This window comes from Streptomyces griseoaurantiacus, from assembly GCF_036189845.1.
In the GTDB taxonomy this organism is placed as follows: Bacteria; Actinomycetota; Actinomycetes; order Streptomycetales; family Streptomycetaceae; genus Streptomyces; species Streptomyces griseoaurantiacus.
Window position 1 is genome coordinate 447,930 of record NZ_CP108326.1, and the last position, 16,428, is coordinate 464,357.

General features: G+C 66.7%; 14 protein-coding genes and 2 pseudogenes. 7 read left to right on the forward strand and 9 right to left on the reverse strand.

Annotation, left to right across the window (positions count from 1 at the left end):
- Positions 1–4: 4 nt before the first annotated feature.
- From kdpB to kdpF, 3 genes are read right to left on the reverse strand one after another with little or no spacing between them, the layout of a single operon-like run.
- Positions 5–2,149, reverse strand: coding sequence for a potassium-transporting ATPase subunit KdpB (gene kdpB, locus OHB09_RS02000; RefSeq protein ID WP_328921520.1), 2,145 nt, complete (start codon positions 2,147–2,149; stop codon positions 5–7).
- Positions 2,146–3,810, reverse strand: coding sequence for a potassium-transporting ATPase subunit KdpA (gene kdpA, locus OHB09_RS02005; protein WP_234525775.1), 1,665 nt, complete (start codon positions 3,808–3,810; stop codon positions 2,146–2,148). The genes kdpB and kdpA overlap by 4 nt, the downstream gene beginning before the upstream one ends.
- Positions 3,811–3,817: 7 nt before the next feature.
- Positions 3,818–3,907 (reverse strand): K(+)-transporting ATPase subunit F, encoded by a 90-nt coding sequence (gene kdpF / locus OHB09_RS02010; protein ID WP_040893873.1) that lies wholly within the window; start codon positions 3,905–3,907, stop codon positions 3,818–3,820.
- A gap of 733 nt (positions 3,908–4,640) precedes the next feature.
- Between kdpF and OHB09_RS02015 the strand changes: the two are divergent.
- A pseudogene (locus OHB09_RS02015) lies at positions 4,641–4,905 on the forward strand (helix-turn-helix domain-containing protein); the annotation flags it as partial.
- Between the two features lie 5 nt (positions 4,906–4,910).
- Here the strand turns inward: OHB09_RS02015 and OHB09_RS02020 are convergent.
- Together OHB09_RS02020 and OHB09_RS02025 are read right to left on the reverse strand one after the other, a co-directional pair.
- Positions 4,911–5,678 carry a transposase gene (locus tag OHB09_RS02020; RefSeq protein ID WP_328921521.1) on the reverse strand — a complete coding sequence of 256 codons (768 nt, stop codon included), beginning with the start codon at positions 5,676–5,678 and terminating at the stop codon, positions 4,911–4,913.
- Between the two features lie 50 nt (positions 5,679–5,728).
- Entirely contained in the window at positions 5,729–6,088 is a 360-nt protein-coding gene (locus OHB09_RS02025) for a hypothetical protein (RefSeq protein ID WP_234525776.1), read from the reverse strand.
- A gap of 697 nt (positions 6,089–6,785) precedes the next feature.
- Between OHB09_RS02025 and OHB09_RS02030 the strand changes: the two genes are divergently transcribed.
- The 4 genes from OHB09_RS02030 (at position 6,786) to OHB09_RS02045 (ending at position 11,302) form a co-directional block, all read left to right on the forward strand.
- Complete coding sequence (locus OHB09_RS02030) at positions 6,786–8,204, forward strand: NF041680 family putative transposase (RefSeq protein ID WP_328922980.1); 1,419 nt, start codon at positions 6,786–6,788, stop codon at positions 8,202–8,204.
- A 72-nt stretch (positions 8,205–8,276) separates the two neighbouring features.
- Positions 8,277–8,648 (forward strand): transposase, encoded by a 372-nt coding sequence (locus tag OHB09_RS33270; protein WP_406307717.1) that lies wholly within the window; start codon positions 8,277–8,279, stop codon positions 8,646–8,648.
- A gap of 14 nt (positions 8,649–8,662) precedes the next feature.
- Positions 8,663–9,217: a transposase family protein gene (locus tag OHB09_RS02040; protein WP_328921522.1), complete on the forward strand. Its 555-nt coding sequence runs from the start codon at positions 8,663–8,665 to the stop codon at positions 9,215–9,217.
- An 81-nt stretch (positions 9,218–9,298) separates the two neighbouring features.
- Complete coding sequence (locus OHB09_RS02045) at positions 9,299–11,302, forward strand: APC family permease (protein ID WP_328921523.1); 2,004 nt, start codon at positions 9,299–9,301, stop codon at positions 11,300–11,302.
- Positions 11,303–11,529: 227 nt separating this feature from the next.
- Here the strand turns inward: OHB09_RS02045 and OHB09_RS02050 are convergent, their stop codons facing one another.
- Positions 11,530–12,798, reverse strand: coding sequence for an IS256 family transposase (locus tag OHB09_RS02050; protein WP_406308416.1), 1,269 nt, complete (start codon positions 12,796–12,798; stop codon positions 11,530–11,532).
- 484 nt (positions 12,799–13,282) lie between these two features.
- On the opposite strand from OHB09_RS02050, the pseudogene OHB09_RS02055 reads away from it, so the two are divergent.
- Together OHB09_RS02055 and OHB09_RS33275 are read left to right on the forward strand one after the other, a co-directional pair.
- A pseudogene (locus OHB09_RS02055) lies at positions 13,283–13,533 on the forward strand (helix-turn-helix transcriptional regulator).
- A 159-nt stretch (positions 13,534–13,692) separates the two neighbouring features.
- A complete protein-coding gene (locus OHB09_RS33275; protein ID WP_374111824.1) occupies positions 13,693–14,163 on the forward strand; it encodes a DUF6083 domain-containing protein in 471 nt (156 codons plus the stop codon).
- Between the two features lie 106 nt (positions 14,164–14,269).
- Here OHB09_RS33275 and OHB09_RS02060 read toward each other — a convergent pair whose 3' ends face one another.
- The 3 genes from OHB09_RS02060 to OHB09_RS02070 all read right to left on the reverse strand — a co-directional run bounded on the left by OHB09_RS02060 (position 14,270) and on the right by OHB09_RS02070 (position 16,409).
- Positions 14,270–14,494 carry a hypothetical protein gene (locus tag OHB09_RS02060; RefSeq protein WP_167795932.1) on the reverse strand — a complete coding sequence of 75 codons (225 nt, stop codon included), beginning with the start codon at positions 14,492–14,494 and terminating at the stop codon, positions 14,270–14,272.
- A gap of 104 nt (positions 14,495–14,598) precedes the next feature.
- Complete coding sequence (locus OHB09_RS02065; RefSeq protein ID WP_328921525.1) at positions 14,599–14,982, reverse strand: NADPH-dependent FMN reductase family protein; 384 nt, start codon at positions 14,980–14,982, stop codon at positions 14,599–14,601.
- 362 nt (positions 14,983–15,344) lie between these two features.
- Positions 15,345–16,409, reverse strand: a complete 1,065-nt coding sequence (locus OHB09_RS02070; protein ID WP_328921526.1) for a lipoate--protein ligase family protein — start codon at positions 16,407–16,409, stop codon at positions 15,345–15,347.
- Positions 16,410–16,428 lie beyond the last annotated feature (19 nt).

Consider the following 16,428-nt stretch of genomic DNA (forward strand, 5'->3'; position numbering starts at 1 on the left):
ACGATCAGCCGATTCCGGGTATGAGGGAGATGAGCAGGTCGATGATCTTGATGCCGATGAAGGGGGCGATCAGTCCGCCGATGCCGTAGATGCCGAGGTTGCGCCGCAGCATCTTGTCGGCGCTCATCGGCCGGTACCGCACCCCGCGCAGGGCGAGAGGGACCAGCGCGATGATGATCAGCGCGTTGAAAATGACGGCTGAGAGGATCGCGGAGTCCGGCGAGGACAGATGCATGATGTTGAGCTTGTCCAGGCCCGGGTAGACCGCCGCGAACAGCGCCGGGATGATCGCGAAATACTTCGCGACGTCGTTGGCGATGGAGAACGTCGTCAACGCGCCCCGGGTGATGAGGAGTTGCTTGCCGATCTCGACGATCTCGATCAGTTTCGTCGGATTCGAGTCGAGGTCGACCATGTTGCCAGCCTCCTTCGCGGCCGACGTACCCGTGTTCATCGCCACGCCGACGTCCGCCTGCGCGAGCGCGGGCGCGTCATTGGTGCCGTCCCCCGTCATGGCGACGAGCTTGCCGCCCGCCTGCTCCCGCTTGATGAGGGCCATCTTGTCCTCGGGCGTGGCCTCCGCGAGGAAGTCGTCGACGCCTGCCTCCTCGGCTATCGCCTTCGCGGTCAGCGGGTTGTCGCCTGTGATCATGACGGTCTTGATGCCCATGCCGCGCAGCTCGACGAACCGCTCCCGCATCCCCTCCTTGACGACGTCCTTGAGGTGGATGACGCCCAGCACCCGCGCACCCTCGGTGTCCTCGACGGCCACGAGCAACGGTGTGCCGCCTGCCTCGGAGATGCGGTTGGTTAGGGTGTGGGCGTCGTCGGCGACGGTGCCGCCCTGTTCCTGGACCCAGGTGATGACCGAACCGGCCGCGCCCTTGCGGATCTTCCTGCCGTCGACGTCGACGCCTGACATGCGGGCCTGGGCGGTGAAGGCGATCCACTCGGCCTGCGCCAGCTCACCCTGATGCCGCTCTCGCAGCCCGTACTTCTCCTTCGCCAGGACGACGACAGAGCGGCCCTCGGGCGTCTCGTCGGCCAGCGAGGAGAGCTGGGCGGCGTCGGCGACCTCGGCCTCCGTGGTGCCCTGCACCGGTACGAACTCCGACGCCTGGCGGTTGCCGAGCGTGATGGTGCCGGTCTTGTCGAGCAGCAGCGTCGAGACGTCACCGGCGGCCTCAACTGCCCTGCCGGACATGGCCAGTACGTTGCGCTGGACGAGGCGGTCCATGCCCGCGATGCCGATTGCCGAGAGCAGGGCACCGATGGTGGTCGGGATGAGACAGACCAGCAGCGCGACCAGCACGACCATCGTCAGGTGCGAGCCCGCGTACTCCGCGAACGGCGGCAGCGTCGCCACAGCGAGCAGGAACACGATCGTCAGCGACGCCAGCAGGATGTTCAGCGCGATCTCGTTCGGTGTCTTCTGCCGGGCCGCGCCCTCGACCAGGGCGATCATTCGGTCGATGAAGGTCTCACCCGGCTTCGTCGTGATCTTGATGACGATGCAGTCGGAGAGGACCTTGGTCCCACCGGTCACCGCGCTTCGGTCGCCCCCGGACTCCCGGATGACTGGCGCCGACTCCCCGGTGATGGCCGACTCGTCGACCGAGGCGACACCTTCGACGACGTCACCGTCGCCGGGGATGATGTCACCGGCCTCACACACCACCAAGTCACCGACGGTCAGCTCGGTACCGGGGACCTGCTCCTCGGACTTCCCGTCCTTGGTCAGCCGGCGCGCGACGGTGTCGGTCTTGGCCTTGCGCAGGGTGTCGGCCTGCGCCTTGCCACGGCCTTCGGCGACGGCCTCGGCCAAGTTGGCGAAGATGACGGTCAGCCACAGCCAGGCGCTGATGGTCCAGCCGAACCAGTCGCCCGGGTCCTTGAAGGAGAACACGGTCGTCAACGCGGACCCGACAAGCACCACGAACATGACGGGCGACTTGACCAGCACCCGCGGGTCGAGCTTGCGGAAGGCCTCCGGCAGCGACCTGACCAGCTGCTTGGGGTCGAAGAGACCCGCGCCGACGCGCCCTTCTTCTGTGTGGCCGGTCGGCACGTCCTGGTGCGGGGCCCGGGTCGGAGTGGTGGTGGACATCGCGTCCTCTTGCTTCTTCTGCATCTTGATGTCGGTGGTCATACCGCCAGTCCCTCGGCCAGCGGGCCCAGCGCCAGGACCGGGAAGAACGTCAGACCCGTGATGATCACCATCGCGCCGACCAACAGCCCCACGAAGAGCGGATTCTCGGTGCGCAGGGTGCCCGCGGTCGCCGGCACCGGATTCTGCCCGGCGAGCGAGGCGGCCAAGGCGAGGACGAACACCATGGGCAGGAACCGGCCCAGCGTCATGCACAGACCCAGCGTCGTGTTGAAGAACTCAGTGTTCGCGCCAAAGCCCGCGAAGGCGCTGCCGTTGTTGTTGGAGGCGGAGGTATAGGCGTAAAGGGCCTCGGAGAAGCCGTGCGCCCCAATGTTGGTCATGGCGTCCTTGCCGTCCGGCAGGGCCATGGCCACGGCGGTGCCGATCAGCACCAGTGCCGGGGTGACGAGGATGTAACAGGCCGCGAGCTTGATCTCGCGGGTGCCGATCTTCTTGCCCAGGTACTCGGGGGTGCGGCCGACCATCAGGCCGGCGATGAACACCGCGATGATCGCCATGATCAGCATGCCGTAGAGGCCGGAGCCGGTACCGCCGGGCGCGATCTCACCGAGCATCATGCCCATCAGCAGGACACCGCCGGACAGGCCGCTGAAGGAGTCGTGGAAGGAGTTGACAGACCCCGTCGAGGTCATCGTGGTCGACACCGAGAAGAGCGAGGACGGGCCCTCGCCGAAGCGCTGTTCCTTGCCCTCCATCGCGCCGCCCGCGAGCTGCGAAGCGGTGCCCGGGTGGGCGTACTCGAGCCAGGTCACGGCCACAACGCCGACGAACCAGATGGCACCCATGGCAGCCACGATCGCGTAGCCCTGCTTCACGCTGCCGACCATCTTGCCGAAGGCGCGCGGCAGCGAGAACGGGATCACCAGCAGCAGGAAGATCTCCAGCAGGTTGGTGAAGCCGTTGGGGTTCTCGAAGGGGTGGGCGGAGTTGGCATTGAAGAAGCCGCCGCCGTTGGTACCCAGGTCCTTGATGGCCTCCTGGGAGGCGACCGCGCCGGGGCTGATGGCCTGCTGCTGACCGGTGAGGGTGGTGAGGTGGTGGATGTCGCCGAAGTTCTGGATGGCCCCGGCCGCAATCAGCAGCACCGCCGCCACGATAGAGCCCGGGATCAGGATGCGGATGATGCAGCGCACCAGGTCGGACCAGAAATTGCCCAGGTCGCCGGTGCGGGAGCGGGCGAAGCCGCGCACCAGCGCCACCGCGACCGCGATGCCGACGGCGGCCGAGACGAAGTTCTGCGTGGCCAGGCCCATCGTCTGGGTGACGTGGCTCATGGCCACCTCACCCGAGTAGGACTGCCAGTTGGTGTTGGAGACGAAGGAGGCGGCGGTGTTGAACGCCTGGTCCGGACTGATCGGCTTGAAGCCGAGGGAGAGCGGCAGCTTGTCCTGCACCCGCATCAGCAGGTACAGGAACAACACGCTGACCGCGCAGAAGACCAGCACGCCGCGAAGGTAGGCGGGCCAGCGCATCTCCGTATCCGGGTCGGCACCCACCGAGCGGTAGATCCACCGCTCCACGCACAGGTGCTTCTTGGACTGGAAGACGGCGGCCATGTAGTCGCCGAGGGGACGGTGCACCAGGGCCAGCGCCGCTATCAGCGCGGTCACCTGGAGCACGTCGGCAAGGACGGGGCTCATGCGGGGCTCAGAACCTCTCCGGGAAGATCAGGGCGAGGACGAGAAAGCCCAGCAGGGCGACGGCCGCGACCAGGCCGACGATGTTCTCGGCGGTCACAGCTTCGTCACCCCCTTGGCAACGAGAGCCACCAGCGCGAACACCGCGATCGTGGTGACGACGAAGGCCAGGTCGGCCATCGTGAGCTCCTGGAGAGGTTCGGGATCAAATGGATCTGACCAGCCCAGGAAACCTGCCTCCCGGCCCGATTCGGTCCGCCTTAACGGCCCTTATACGGCCACCCGCCCACTCTTGACGTAACCCATACGACCGCCCCACCACCCGGCCGTGACGCAGGCCGTCAAGGACCCGTAGACAACCCGTTAACGAGGCGTCAATGGACGAATCAGGCCGTGGGGAGCTGCCCTGGGCCGCGACATCCATACGCCCGGCCGCGGACGGAGGAGCCGGCGACGCCGGCGGTCCGCCAGAGCGTCACAGCGGAGGGCCGGGATTCCGCACAGATGCACCGGCTTCACACGGCCGCCCCAACAGCCGGCTCTCGCCATCGGGCCAAAGCCAGGTCGCATCCGACCGCCGACGGCAAGAATGCAAAAGAACCGATGGACGGAGCGCGCCCGACTCGGCGGCGTCCCCGTGATGCAGCGCTCCGACGAAGACGATGCCCCTCCGAGCTTCAAAAAAGGCCTACGGCCAACATCTCTTACGGATTCACCGAGCCTTTTCAGCTCGGCCATCGATCGGGTGACGCGGGTGGTGTGCGCAACGTACGAGGCTCCCGTGCCGTTGGGGGAGGTGTTCGACGTCTCAACCCACAGGCACAGGAGCCGCGTTGGCTCCGTATCGAGCCGCACTCGACCTGCCGCACGCCCTGGTCGAGTGGGTACCCCATGCTCATTGTCACCCGCGAGGGTGACCGACGGTGCAAACTCCCGCCGCACCAACGTGCGTTGATCGGCCTGGTGTACCTGCGTCGACACGACACCCTGGCGCAACTCGCGGCAGGCTTCGGCATCTCCGTCGGCACCGCCCACGCCTACATGACAGCCGTCATCAACCTGCTCACCGACCGCGCCCCAGGGCTCCTGCGGAGCCTGCTCGTCTATCCGGCGAGAGCGAGGTTGTGCAGGCGGGCGATGCCGCGCATGGCGTGGTGGACTCCGTCGCCTTTGAGGCGGCAGTCGCGGAGGATCTTCCAGGTCTTCATGCGGGCGAAGGTGCGCTCGGCGTGGGCCCGGACCTGCTTGTGTGACTTGTTGTGTGCTTGCTTCCAGTCCGGCAGTTCCTCGCCCTTGCGGCGGCGGTGAGGCATCACGAGGCCGGTGCCTGGGTAGCCGCCGTCGGCGATCGTCATGGTGTTGTCGACGGCGGCCTTGGCCCCGGACTCCTCCCAGGCTTTGCAGTCATTGCGGTTGCCGGGAAGCGGTCGGCCGACCACGACGACGAGCCGGGTATCGGCGTCGATGACGACCTGGTGGTTCGTGGAGTAGCGGTAGTTTTTTGACTGCTGGGCGACGGCGTGGTCGCGCGTGGGCACCTGAGTGCCGTCCACGATGAGCACGGCGTCCTTGGCGAACCGCTTACGGGGCAGAAGCGCGAGCATGGGGCCGAGATGGTCGATCACACGGTCCGCTGCGGACGTCGACACTCCGAACAGCGGCGCGAGCTCGCGCATCGTCAAGTTGATACGCCAGTTAGCCGCGACCAGCAGTGTCCGGTCCTCCAAGGACAGGTCCCACGGTCGGCCCTTGCGGACCGAGTCCGCACCGTCGCGCCGCAGCAGGGTCACCAGCTTCCCGAAGGCACGCGGGCTCAGCCCGGTGAACGGGGTTATCCAGGACGGCTCCGACGACGTGATCACACCAGCCACCCTGGGATCATCGCACCGGCCCGGCGTGCCGCCACAGCATCCCCCTCGCCTCAGCGGAACTCGTGGACCACCTGGATCTCGCCGACGATGTGGGCGTTGAAGTCGTCCAGCTCCTCGGCCGGAACCCAGAGCTCGAGGATCGTCTGCCCGCCGGCCTGCTGGACGGGATACCGGCTCAAGAACTCCGACTCGACCTCAAAACGGGTGACGAAGCCTGCGCCGTCGTGCTTCACGTTCCAGTCCCGGGCGATCCTGATCGCGTAGTCCTCGTTCAGGACCGGGTAGAAGATCGGCTGCCCGGGCAGCCGGGGCGGCCACGCACGCCAGTTCAGGTCCCGAACCAGATCCAGCTCCTTGGGGCCGGTGGGGCGCCACAGGGTCGTCGTTGCTTGCTGGCTGGTCATGTGCATCGCTCTCTGAACGTGGGCCGCTGGCATGGCGGGGCGTCAGACCGGACGATAACGACACCGCGAACTCAGTAGCGACCCAGTTTCCGCAGCGTGGGTAGCTCCATGACCAGCAGTTACGGGAAAGCCCTCAGCTTGTTCTTTATCTACCGTCCGCGTCATAGGGCGGTGATGGACGGTTCCAGACGGCGTCAGACCGGCTGACAACCTCCCCAAGTTCGCGGGCACTCCGGGTTGATAGGGCCTGCATCACGATATCGAGGAGGGCTCGGGACTCGAGCGGGTTGCCGCAGCAGTACCAGTGCACGTTGCCCCACTCGTAGTCGTGCCACAGATCCCGCTCGGGCTGGTGAACGTAGTTCTTCCACAGGCCCACAGCTGTGCTGACATCGCCTGGCTGCAGGTAGTTGCGGGTGTGCTCGAGGCGGCTGATCTCGGACAGTGCACGCGAAGACAGGCCGTCGATGACCGGCCTTGCACCCGTCGTCAGGTGGCTGCCGGGGGCGCCGGCACGGATCTGTCCTGGCCGTCTACGCGGCATGGACCTTTCGGTTCGTCGTCATGCGGTACATGGTGCCACGGTCTCGAATGGCGTCTCGAACGGATTCGCTCGCATGGGGATTCGCCGGATGTGGGGGCGGCCTTCGCCTGATCATGTGCTCCGACCAAGGTGCACGTGACCACGACGAAGGCCGTGAGGGTGAGTCTGCTGCCTGATGCTGTCCGGAGGGGGGCGTTCGCGGAAGCGTCACGCTTCCGGGGCGAGTTCTACGAGTGTCTGACCGTCCGGCGCGACGAGTTGTTCGAGCTCGTGGACGCGGTGCTGTGTGCGGACGGGGCGGTGAAGTCCCCGGTGGACCTGACGCTGCTGCCCGAGCATCGTCGCGGGTACGGAGCGATGTACGGCGGCCTGAACCACGGCCGGATCGACGTCGACCGGCTCCAGGCGGTGCTGGCCGGGCTGCCGCTGCCGCGTTTCGAGGGCGGGCGTCTGGTCCTGGCGGTCGACGTGTCGCCGTGGCTCCGCTCGGATGCGCCATGCTCAGCGGAGCGGCTGTTTTGCCATGTCTACGGCCGCGCGAAGACAGCGTCGCAGTTCATTCCGGGCTGGCCCTACTCCTTCGTGGCCGCGCTGGAGCCGGGCGCTACCTCCTGGACCGCGATCCTGGACACGGTTCGGCTCGGCCCGTCGGACGACGCGACCGCGGTCACCGCCACCCAGCTCCGAGGAGTCGTTGAACGGCTCGTCGCCGCAGGCCAGTGGCAAGCCGGGGACCCGGCCATCGTGATCGTCAGTGACGCCGGCTACGACGTCACCCGCCTGGCCTGGGTCCTGCGCGACCTGCCCGTCGAGATGGTCGGCCGGGTCCGCTCCGACCGCGTCATGCGCCTGCCGAAGCCGCCGAGGATGCACGGCGTCAACGGTCGGCCTCCCAAGCACGGCCCGGAATTCCGCCTCACCAAGCCGGACACCTGGCCCGAGCCCTCGATCACCACGGTCACCGATACCCGCAACTACGGCAAGGCCGAAACCCAGGCGTGGGACCGGGTGCACCCCCGGCTCACCCACCGCTCCTCCTGGCTCGACCACGACGGCGAACTGCCCTTGGTCGAGGGCACGTTGATCCGGCTGAAGGTCGAGCACCTTTCGAAGGACCGAGATGCCCCACCGGTGTGGTTATGGTCCTCCAAGACCGGTGTCACCGCGGACGACGTGGACCGTTTCTGGCAGACATTTCTCCGCCGCTTCGCGAAGCAGACTCTCGGCTGGGCCACTCCGAAACTCCGTACTCCCGAGGCGGCGGACCGCTGGACCTGGCTCCTGATCGTCGCTCACACCCAACTCCGGCTCGCCCGTCCCCTCGCCGCGGACCTCCGCCGGCCCTGGGAGAAGCCCGCTACCTCCAACCGGCTCACCCCGGCCCGGGTCCGCCGGGGGTTCAGGAACATCCGAGCTCATCTCGCCTGCCCGACCCGAGTTCCCAAACCCCGAGGCGTCGGCCCCGGACGGCCACCCGGCACCAAGAACAAACACCGGGCACCCCGCTACGACGTCGGCAAGACCGTCAAACGCCCCGAGACCCTCAAGGCCATCGGCAAGCCTGGAGGATCTTGGTAGATAAAGATCAAGCTTAGGTCGTGTTTTAGGCGGGGAGTCTGAGACTTTGCCCCTCACCGGGATGATCGCAGTGTGGGGCGTGGTGATCTTTCCGATGAACAGTGGTCAGTGCTGGAGTCCTTGCTGCCAGTGGCGGGAGTCCATCGCATGTCGGCGGGTCGGCGGCGGCTTGTGGACGGCGTGCGGTGGCGGGTGCGGACCGGGGCTCCGTGGCGAGACCTGCCAAGCGAGTACGGGCCCTGGCAGACGGTCTACGGCCTGTCCCGGCGCTGGCATCTGTTGCGACGTCACCTGAATGCGATCCGGTCCAGGTGGCGGATCCTACCGCCCGGGAAGATCGCGGTGATCGTCCTGGCCGTCCTGCGACACGACCAGCGCCTGGCCGATATGGCCGGCGGAAACAACGTGTCCGAGTCCACCGTCCCTCACTGCGGGACTAGTTGATCGGACTGCTTGCCGTGCAGGCACCGCGCCTGGACCGTGCTCTGAAGAAGATCGCCAGGCAGGGCGGAGAGGTCGTCCTGATCGACAGCACCCTGATCCCCACCCAGCGCCGCATCGGAAAGGCCGACCGGTGCAACTACTCGGGTAAACACCGCACCCACGGGCTGCACATCCTCGCCCTGACCGACGAGAGAGGCCGCCTGGTCTGGATATCCGCCGCCCGGCCCGGCCGCACCCACGACAACACCGCCGCCCGCCACGGCCACGTCCTTGCCCACCTGCGCGCCGCCGGTCTCGGCGCTCTCGCGGACCTCGGTTTCCGCGGCCTGGACAACGACGTACGCGACCCCGTGATCGTCACGGGCTTCCATGCCAGCCGCACCCACAAGCTCGCCGCCGGTCAGAAGGACGCCAACCGAGTCCTCGCCGGCGGACGTGCGCCAGTCGGGCACGGCTTCGCCCACCTGAAGAACTGGCGAATCCTCGCCAAGCTCCGCATCGACCCCGCCCGCGCCACCCAGCTCCTGCGCGCCCTGCTCGTGCTGACGAACCTCGAAGTCAACCGCTGACGGAGATCGCACACAAAGTGCTGCCGTGCGTCGGGGTGATGGTCCTTCTGATCAGCGGGCTGCCGCTCTACCTTCGCTACTGTGATCAGGATCCCCGAGGTGGCGAAGCGGCTCGTGGTCGGCCGTGCCCTGCGCAGCAGTGAGCTGGGGCAGACACTGCTTCCCAAGCGTGTAGCCCTGCCGATCTTCGCCTCGGACCCCTTGTCGTCGGTTGCGTACGCGACGCAGGAGGTCCTGTTGGTGCTCACGCTGGGTGGGATGGCGTATGTGCATTTCACGCCGTGGATCGCGGCGGCGGTCGTCGCGCTGATGACGGTGGTGGTGCTGTCGTACCAGCAGGTCGTACGCGCCTACCCGAGCGGTGGGGGCTCGTACGAGGTCGTGTCCGCGAACCTCGGCGAGAACGCCGGTCTGGTGGTGGGGGCGGCCCTGCTGGTCGACTACGTCATGACGGTGGCGGTGTCGGTCGCGTCCGGCGTGGACAACATCATCTCTGCCGTCCCCCATCTTCACGCCCAGCGAGTGCCGATGGCCCTGGGCTTCGTGGCATTGCTCGCGGTGGTGAACCTGCGGGGAGTACGCGAGTCAGGACGGGCCTTCGCCACGCCGACGTACCTGTTCGTCAGCGGCGTCCTCATCATGATCGCCACCGGCCTCTTCCGGTACCTGGTCGCAGACGCGCCCGTCGCTGAGAGCGCCTCGTACGGCATCCGGCCGCAAGAGGGCGACGCGCAGCTGGCCGGTGTGGCGCTGGTACTGCTGGTCCTGCGGGCGTTCTCCAACGGCTGCACGGCGTTGACGGGCGTGGAGGCGATCTCCAACGGGGTTCCCGCCTTCCGGAAGCCGAAGTCGCACAACGCGGCGATCACCCTGGCCGCGATGGGCCTCATCGCCGTCACCATGTTCGTCGGTGTCACCACGCTCGCGATCGTGGCCAAGGTCCACATCGCCGATGACGCCTGCCGGCTGACCGGACTGGGCCAGGACTGTTCCGCCTACCAGCAGCGCACCGTCATTGCCCAGATCGCGGCCGCGGTCTTCGGCGGGGAGAGCAGCTTCGGCTTCTACTACATTCAGGCCGCCACCGCGCTGGTCCTGATCCTCGCCGCGAACACCGCGTTCAATGGTTTCCCACTGCTTTCGTCGATCCTCGCGCAGCGCCGCTACCTGCCCCGCCAGCTGCACAGCCGCGGCGACAGGCTCGCCTTCTCCAACGGCATCGTGGCGCTGGCCGTCACCGCCGGCCTGCTGCTGTGGGGGTTCGAGGCCAGCGTCACGGCCCTGATCCACCTCTACATCCTGGGTGTGTTCACCTCCTTCACGCTCTCCCAGACCGGCATGGTCCGGCACTGGAACCAGGCCCTGTCCACAGAGAGCGATCCCGCGCTGCGGCGACGCCACCGCGTCGCCAGAGCCATCAACGCGGTCGGCGCGGTGTTCACCGGCCTGGTCCTGGTGGTCGTCCTGTTCACGAAGTTCCTCGACGGCGCCTGGCTGGCCGTACTCGCCGCCGGCGTGCTGTGGCTGCTGATGCGCGCCATTCGCATGCGTTACGACCGCACCGCCGCCGAGCTGACCAGCACCGACCCTCACACCGACCTCACCCCGCCTTCCCGTGTCCTGGCGATCGTGCTGGTCTCCAACGTCCACAAGCCGACGCTCCGGGCCCTGGCCTACGCCCGGGCTTCCAAGCCCGACCGGCTGGAGGCGCTCACCGTCGCCGTCGATCACGACGAGACTCGCGCGCTGGAAGAACAGTGGCAGCGACTGGGCATCGATGTCCCCCTCAAGGTTCTGGACTCTCCCTACCGTGAGGTCACCCGGCCCGTCGTCGACTACGTACGCTCCCTCGGCCGCGAGAGCACGCGCGACATGGTCGGTGTCTACATTCCCGAGTACGTCGTCGGCCGCTGGTGGGAGAACCTGCTGCACAACCAGTCCGCGCTCCGGATCAAGGCGCGCCTGCGCTTTACTGCCGGAGTCATGGTGATCAGCGTGCCCTGGCAGCTCCTCTCCTCCGCGCGGGCCGACCACCACGGTGCACGTGCTCCGGGTTCCGTCCGCCGCGGCGAACCGCCGAGCTGACCGGGAGCCATCCCGAGGCCCGGAGGCCCATGCAACTCGCGGACTCCGCGGACCGTCGTTTCACTGATGCCAAAAGGGAGCGCGACCGGTGGACAGACCAGTGACGGTGGGCGTGGACAGCTCCCATGGCACTGGCACAGAGCGCGGGGGGACGCAGATCGGGGTCTATCAGGAATTAGGTGTGGTTCGTCTGTTTGGCCTACAGGTTCTCTTTTAGACTGTTCGGCCTATACCTGATTGGCGGTAAGGCGCCCGTCGAATAGAACGTCGAACTCGTTGAGGGCTGCTTTCCAGCGGTTGTTCCAGCGCTGTCGTCCGCGTCCCGTGGGATCGAGGGCAAGTGTGGCGAGGTAGAGCCGCTTGAGGGCCGCGGTCTCGTTCGGGAAATGTCCACAGGCTTGTGCCGCCCGCCGATAGCGCGCGTTCAGGCTCTCGATTGCGTTCGTCGTGTAGACGACCTGCCGAATCGCGGGCGGCAGCGAGAGGAATGGTACGAACTCGTTCCAGGACCGTTCCCAGATCCCGCTGATCGAGGGATAGCGGCTGTCCCACTTTTCTCCGAACTCGATCAGCCGACGCCGTGCCTGAGCCTCGTCGACCGCGGTGTAGACCGGTTTGAGATCGCGGGTGATCTCGGCCGTATCCCGCCTCGACGCGTATCGCATGCTGTTGCGGATGAGATGAACGACGCATGTCTGTACGACGGTTTGGGGCCAGATCGCACCCACGGCCTCGGGCAGTGCGGTCAGACCGTCACAGACGAGCATGAGGACGTCTTTCACACCGCGGTTGCGGATCTCTGTCAGCACGGTCTGCCAGTACTTGGCCCCTTCGCCGCCCTGCCCGGTCCACAGGCCGAGGATCTCCCGGTACCCGTCCGCGGTGACCGCGATCGCTACATATACCGGCCTGTTGGCGACCTGACCGTCCCGGATTCGCACATGGATCGCGTCGATGAACACCACCGGATAAACCGAATCGAGCGGACGAGTACGCCATTCCGCCATCGATTCCAGAGCCTTGTCCGTAATTGTGGAGACTGTTTCCTTCGACGTGGTCATCCCGTAGACCTCGGCGAGATGGGCCACGATCTCACCGGACGTCAGTCCTTTCCCGGTGAGCGAAAGGACCATCTCATCCAGAGCGCCGGTCCGCCTGGCGTATTTCGGCAGCAGCCCGGGACGGAAGGTCCCGAGCCTGTCACGCGGCACGTTCACCACCACCGGACCGACCTCGGTCATCACCTTCTTCGCCCGGTAACCATTGCGCATGTTGCCGCCCGAACGCGATCCTCGGCCGCCGGCCCGCGCCGATTCATCGGCCAGGTGCAAGTCCATCTCCGCCTCGAGCGCGGCCTGCATCAGATGCTGGGCGAGCTCCGGAAGAATCCCGCCCTCGCCCATCAGCCGCAGGCCGCCGGCAGCCGTCTTCTCCGCCGCAAGCGCGGCCAACTCCTCCAGCAGTTCGACCGACAGACCGTTCTCCGACACCGGCATCGACTTCACACCAGAACCCTCAGCAGCCTCATCAGCCCTGGCAAGCGACACACCGTCGACCAGCCCGATCGTGTGACCCGTCGTCGTACCCATCAGATGACTCCTTCGTGGAAGGAACCCACCTAATTCATGACACTCCCGCAGATCGCCTCGGGCGTGCCGTGCGAGGTGGGCGAGGGCGGACGCGCGTGCGGAGGTTGTCGTGATCTGCCCGCCGTCGTTCGGGCATTGCCAACATACGAGAGCAAGCCCGTCGGTCTGCGGGCGCAGTTCCACGGTCCAGGCGCGTGGTGTTGTCGGACTTGCTGGGCGCAGCCTCATAGGCGCGTGTTCCTCCTTGTCGCTTCCGCGCCGGTGCCGTTCTGTGGGTGGGGGCGGCCGTCTACCGTAGTGCAGACCTCTGCCCTCTGGCGGGTGTCGCCACCTGGGAAAAGGGCAGCGGTATGCACTGGCGGTGAAGGGGTCTGCACCGTCAGATGGATGGGTGACGATCTTGCCGCCCGATCCGGACCTCATTGCACTGCGGTTCGAACTCGCGCGCCTACGGGCCGCGCGCGGGTGGAGCTACGACGAGCTCGCTTCCCGCAGCGGCCTGGCCAGACGCACCGTCATCGAGATCGAGCAGGCCGCACCATCGGCACGCTGAGAACGTGGCACGCTCTCGACACCCCGCTCGACGAACTCTTCAGCACCCTGTGCCGCGGGCACGACCTGCCCGGTCCGGCACGGAATTGACTTCCAGCCTGGGCGTCTGTCGCAGATCACCCAAACGGCGAGGTCCCCTCGAACGCGCGATCAAGCGTTCGCACTCCAGTCGCACCGTATGAGGCTGACCGGGCGATCCGGCGGCACTGCTGCTATGGATCCGGCGTGTTGACTGGCAGGTTCACCCGCATGCACTCCACACCTCCTCCTCCGGCCCGGCGCCGGGAGGCCAATTCCCTAATCCATCGCGTGCGCCCTCGCCTGCGCGTGTCTTCCCGTGGTGTCAGTCAGCTATCGCGCCGAGGCCAGGGCGACCGATGCCGCAAGTGCGGCAACCGGATCGAGTGGTACCGCCTCAGCGCTCAGCAGCCTCTCCGACTTCATCCGCACGAACGCCCGGCCGCCAGGGGGCCCGCCGCGCGCCGCCGGCATGTCAGTTCCGGTGTCGCCTACCCGGGCGGAGGCGGAAGCAGTTGGTACCACCTGGCGCACATCATCGCCTGCCCCGCCCGAGACATGGCTCCGCTGGCGGAGCTGACTGGGCTGCGCCGGGCGCTCACCGTGAGCACTCTCCGTCCGGTCGACGCTGGCCACCGATCGGGTGCTTACCTCGGTGCCCGCAACGGACAGAGCTTGTGTCCGTTGCGGCGGAGGGGGTGATGGCGAGTTTGCGCAGGCCGGCCATGACTCGGACCAAGGTCAGCGTCCTGGCGCTCCGGGACAATCGGCGGCTTTCACCGGGCTGTTCGGTGGCTGGAGCATGGCATCAGTCTCCCCTGATGAAGAGGTACAGACTTTCGCGCCAGGCGTATCGAGCTGCGTCGAGGATGTCGATGACAACCGCTGGAAGTTCCCCTTCGAGTGCTTCGAGCTCCTCGATCAACCTCACGAGCTGATTCCTGTTGAACATGGTGTCTCCGTATTTCATGACACCACAGCGCACACTCTCTGGCGGGGCGGACTCGCAGATTCTCAAGAAGCTGTTGTTCACGTCATCACTGAAGTATCTCGTCTGCCGCCCCGATCGATCCAATACGTACATTCCAAGACTCATGAGGCCTCGCTCCGGTACACGTATATCCAGACTCGCCGGGCTCACTTGGGGTACATGGTTATCACTTGCCCGGTATGCACGTCTGCTACGACAGCAACGTCGGCCGTATCGGTTCCTCCATTGTTCGCGGATTTCACGCCTACATATTCAGAGAGGCCGCCGTTGGGATAATAGGTAGAATTTTTTTCATAGTACCCCGAACTGGCCGGCTGCCACTCGACACTGTCACCCTCAAGCGCCTTCAAAAGTATTCTTTGTAGACGACTCGGAGTGGTCCCGGCATAGAATGCCGACTTGTCGAGTGCAGGTTCCATCCCCGCCGGAACATCTACGTAGTGAATATTGTATATATCGGCCAGGGCTTTTTCGCTCAGCCGTGGAATCTCACGCATGGCAGTGGGCAAATGCACGCAGTTGGTGGTCACTGCTTCGGTGCAACGTACTGGCTCCGGTCCACTGAACAGGGCTGCCGTGCCGGCCTTGGTGCTTGCCGTGCACGTAAGGATTTGCCCCGCGACCTCACAGTTGAATTCGGTGGAGCCCACTCAAAGCCGCTGCCCTGGGGGGGGAGGGATGCGTACTCCATGGGTCCTCCCCGCCGACGCGGGGGTGTTCCGTCGCTGACAAGACGCTCGGCGCGATGACCGCGTCCTCCCCGCCGACGCGGGGGTGTTCCCGCCCCCCTCCACCCCGGCGAACCACTGCACTTTGTCCGGCCGGGCCCGTCGTCATCCGCGCACTCAACCCCGTGCCGGATCCATTCAGGTGAGCGGGGTGCAGAACCCTGTCACGGCACCCGTGCCGTCCACTCCGGGTCGCTGAACTTGGTCGCGGCCAGGTGCTCGGCGCGAGCCATCTCCTCGGGGGTGACCTGTCCGGTGGTCAGGCCATGTCGGGCGCGGAAGGAGGCGAGCATGCGGTCGATGACCGTCTCGCGGGGCAGGCCCGTCTGGCGGCGCAGCGGGTCCACCCGCTTCTTCGCACTGGCCGTGCCCTTGTCCGACATCTTCTCCTTCCCGATGCGCAGCACCTCCAGCATCTTGTCCGCGTCGATGTCATAGCTCATCGTCACGTGATGCAGCACCGCACCCGGCCCGCCGTCCGTGGCCACCATGCGCTTCTGCGCCGCCCCGCCGATCTTGCCGACCTCCGTCGCGATGTCGTTCAGCGGCTGGTACCACGCCTTGATCCCCATGTCACCCAGCGCCGCCAGCACCCACTCGTCCAGATACGCGTAGGACTCCGCGAACGACAAGCCCGACACCAGCGGGGCCGGGACCGAGAGGGAGTAGGTGACGGTGTTGCCCGGTTCGACGAACATGGCGCCACCGCCGGAGATGCGCCGGACGACCGTCACGCCGTGGTGTGCCGCGCCCTCGGGATCGACCTCGTTGCGCAGGGACTGGAAGCTGCCGATGATGACCGACGGCGCGGCCCACTCCCATACCCGCAGTGTGGGTGGGCGGTGTCCGGCGGCGACCTCGGCGGTGAGGACCTCGTCCAGGGCCATGTGCAGGGCGGGCGACTGGGGCTCCTCGCGGATGAGCTGCCACTCGTAGTCGGACCAGTCCGTGGCCCGCGCCAGGGCCCGGCGGACGGCGACCGCCACGCCCTCCGCCGTGAGGCCGTACATCACCGTGCCCTCGGGGAGTCCGCCCTTCACCCGGGCGGCGAGCCCGGCCGCGTCGGTTTCGGCGGGGGCACCCTCCAGTGCCGCGTCGATGGCGGGCAGGGCCTCGTCGGGTTCGAGAAAGAAGTCGCCCGCCACGCGTACGTTGCGCAGTACGCCGTCGATCACGTCCAGGTCGACGACCACCAGCTTTCCGCCGGGGATCTTGTACTCGCCGTGCATCGCGCCCGCCTCCGTGACT

Bases quoted from the DNA above. Each gene is read 5' to 3' on its own strand.
- kdpA (WP_234525775.1), bottom strand. From the start codon at position 3,810: ATGAGCCCCGTCCTTGCCGACGTGCTCCAGGTGACCGCGCTGATAGCG.
- kdpB (WP_328921520.1), bottom strand. From the start codon at position 2,149: ATGACCACCGACATCAAGATGCAGAAGAAGCAAGAGGACGCGATGTCC.
- OHB09_RS02025 (WP_234525776.1), bottom strand. From the start codon at position 6,088: ATGCACATGACCAGCCAGCAAGCAACGACGACCCTGTGGCGCCCCACC.
- OHB09_RS33275 (WP_374111824.1), top strand. From the start codon at position 13,693: ATGCACTCCACACCTCCTCCTCCGGCCCGGCGCCGGGAGGCCAATTCC.
- OHB09_RS02070 (WP_328921526.1), bottom strand. From the start codon at position 16,409: ATGCACGGCGAGTACAAGATCCCCGGCGGAAAGCTGGTGGTCGTCGAC.
- OHB09_RS02050 (WP_406308416.1), bottom strand. From the start codon at position 12,798: ATGCCGGTGTCGGAGAACGGTCTGTCGGTCGAACTGCTGGAGGAGTTG.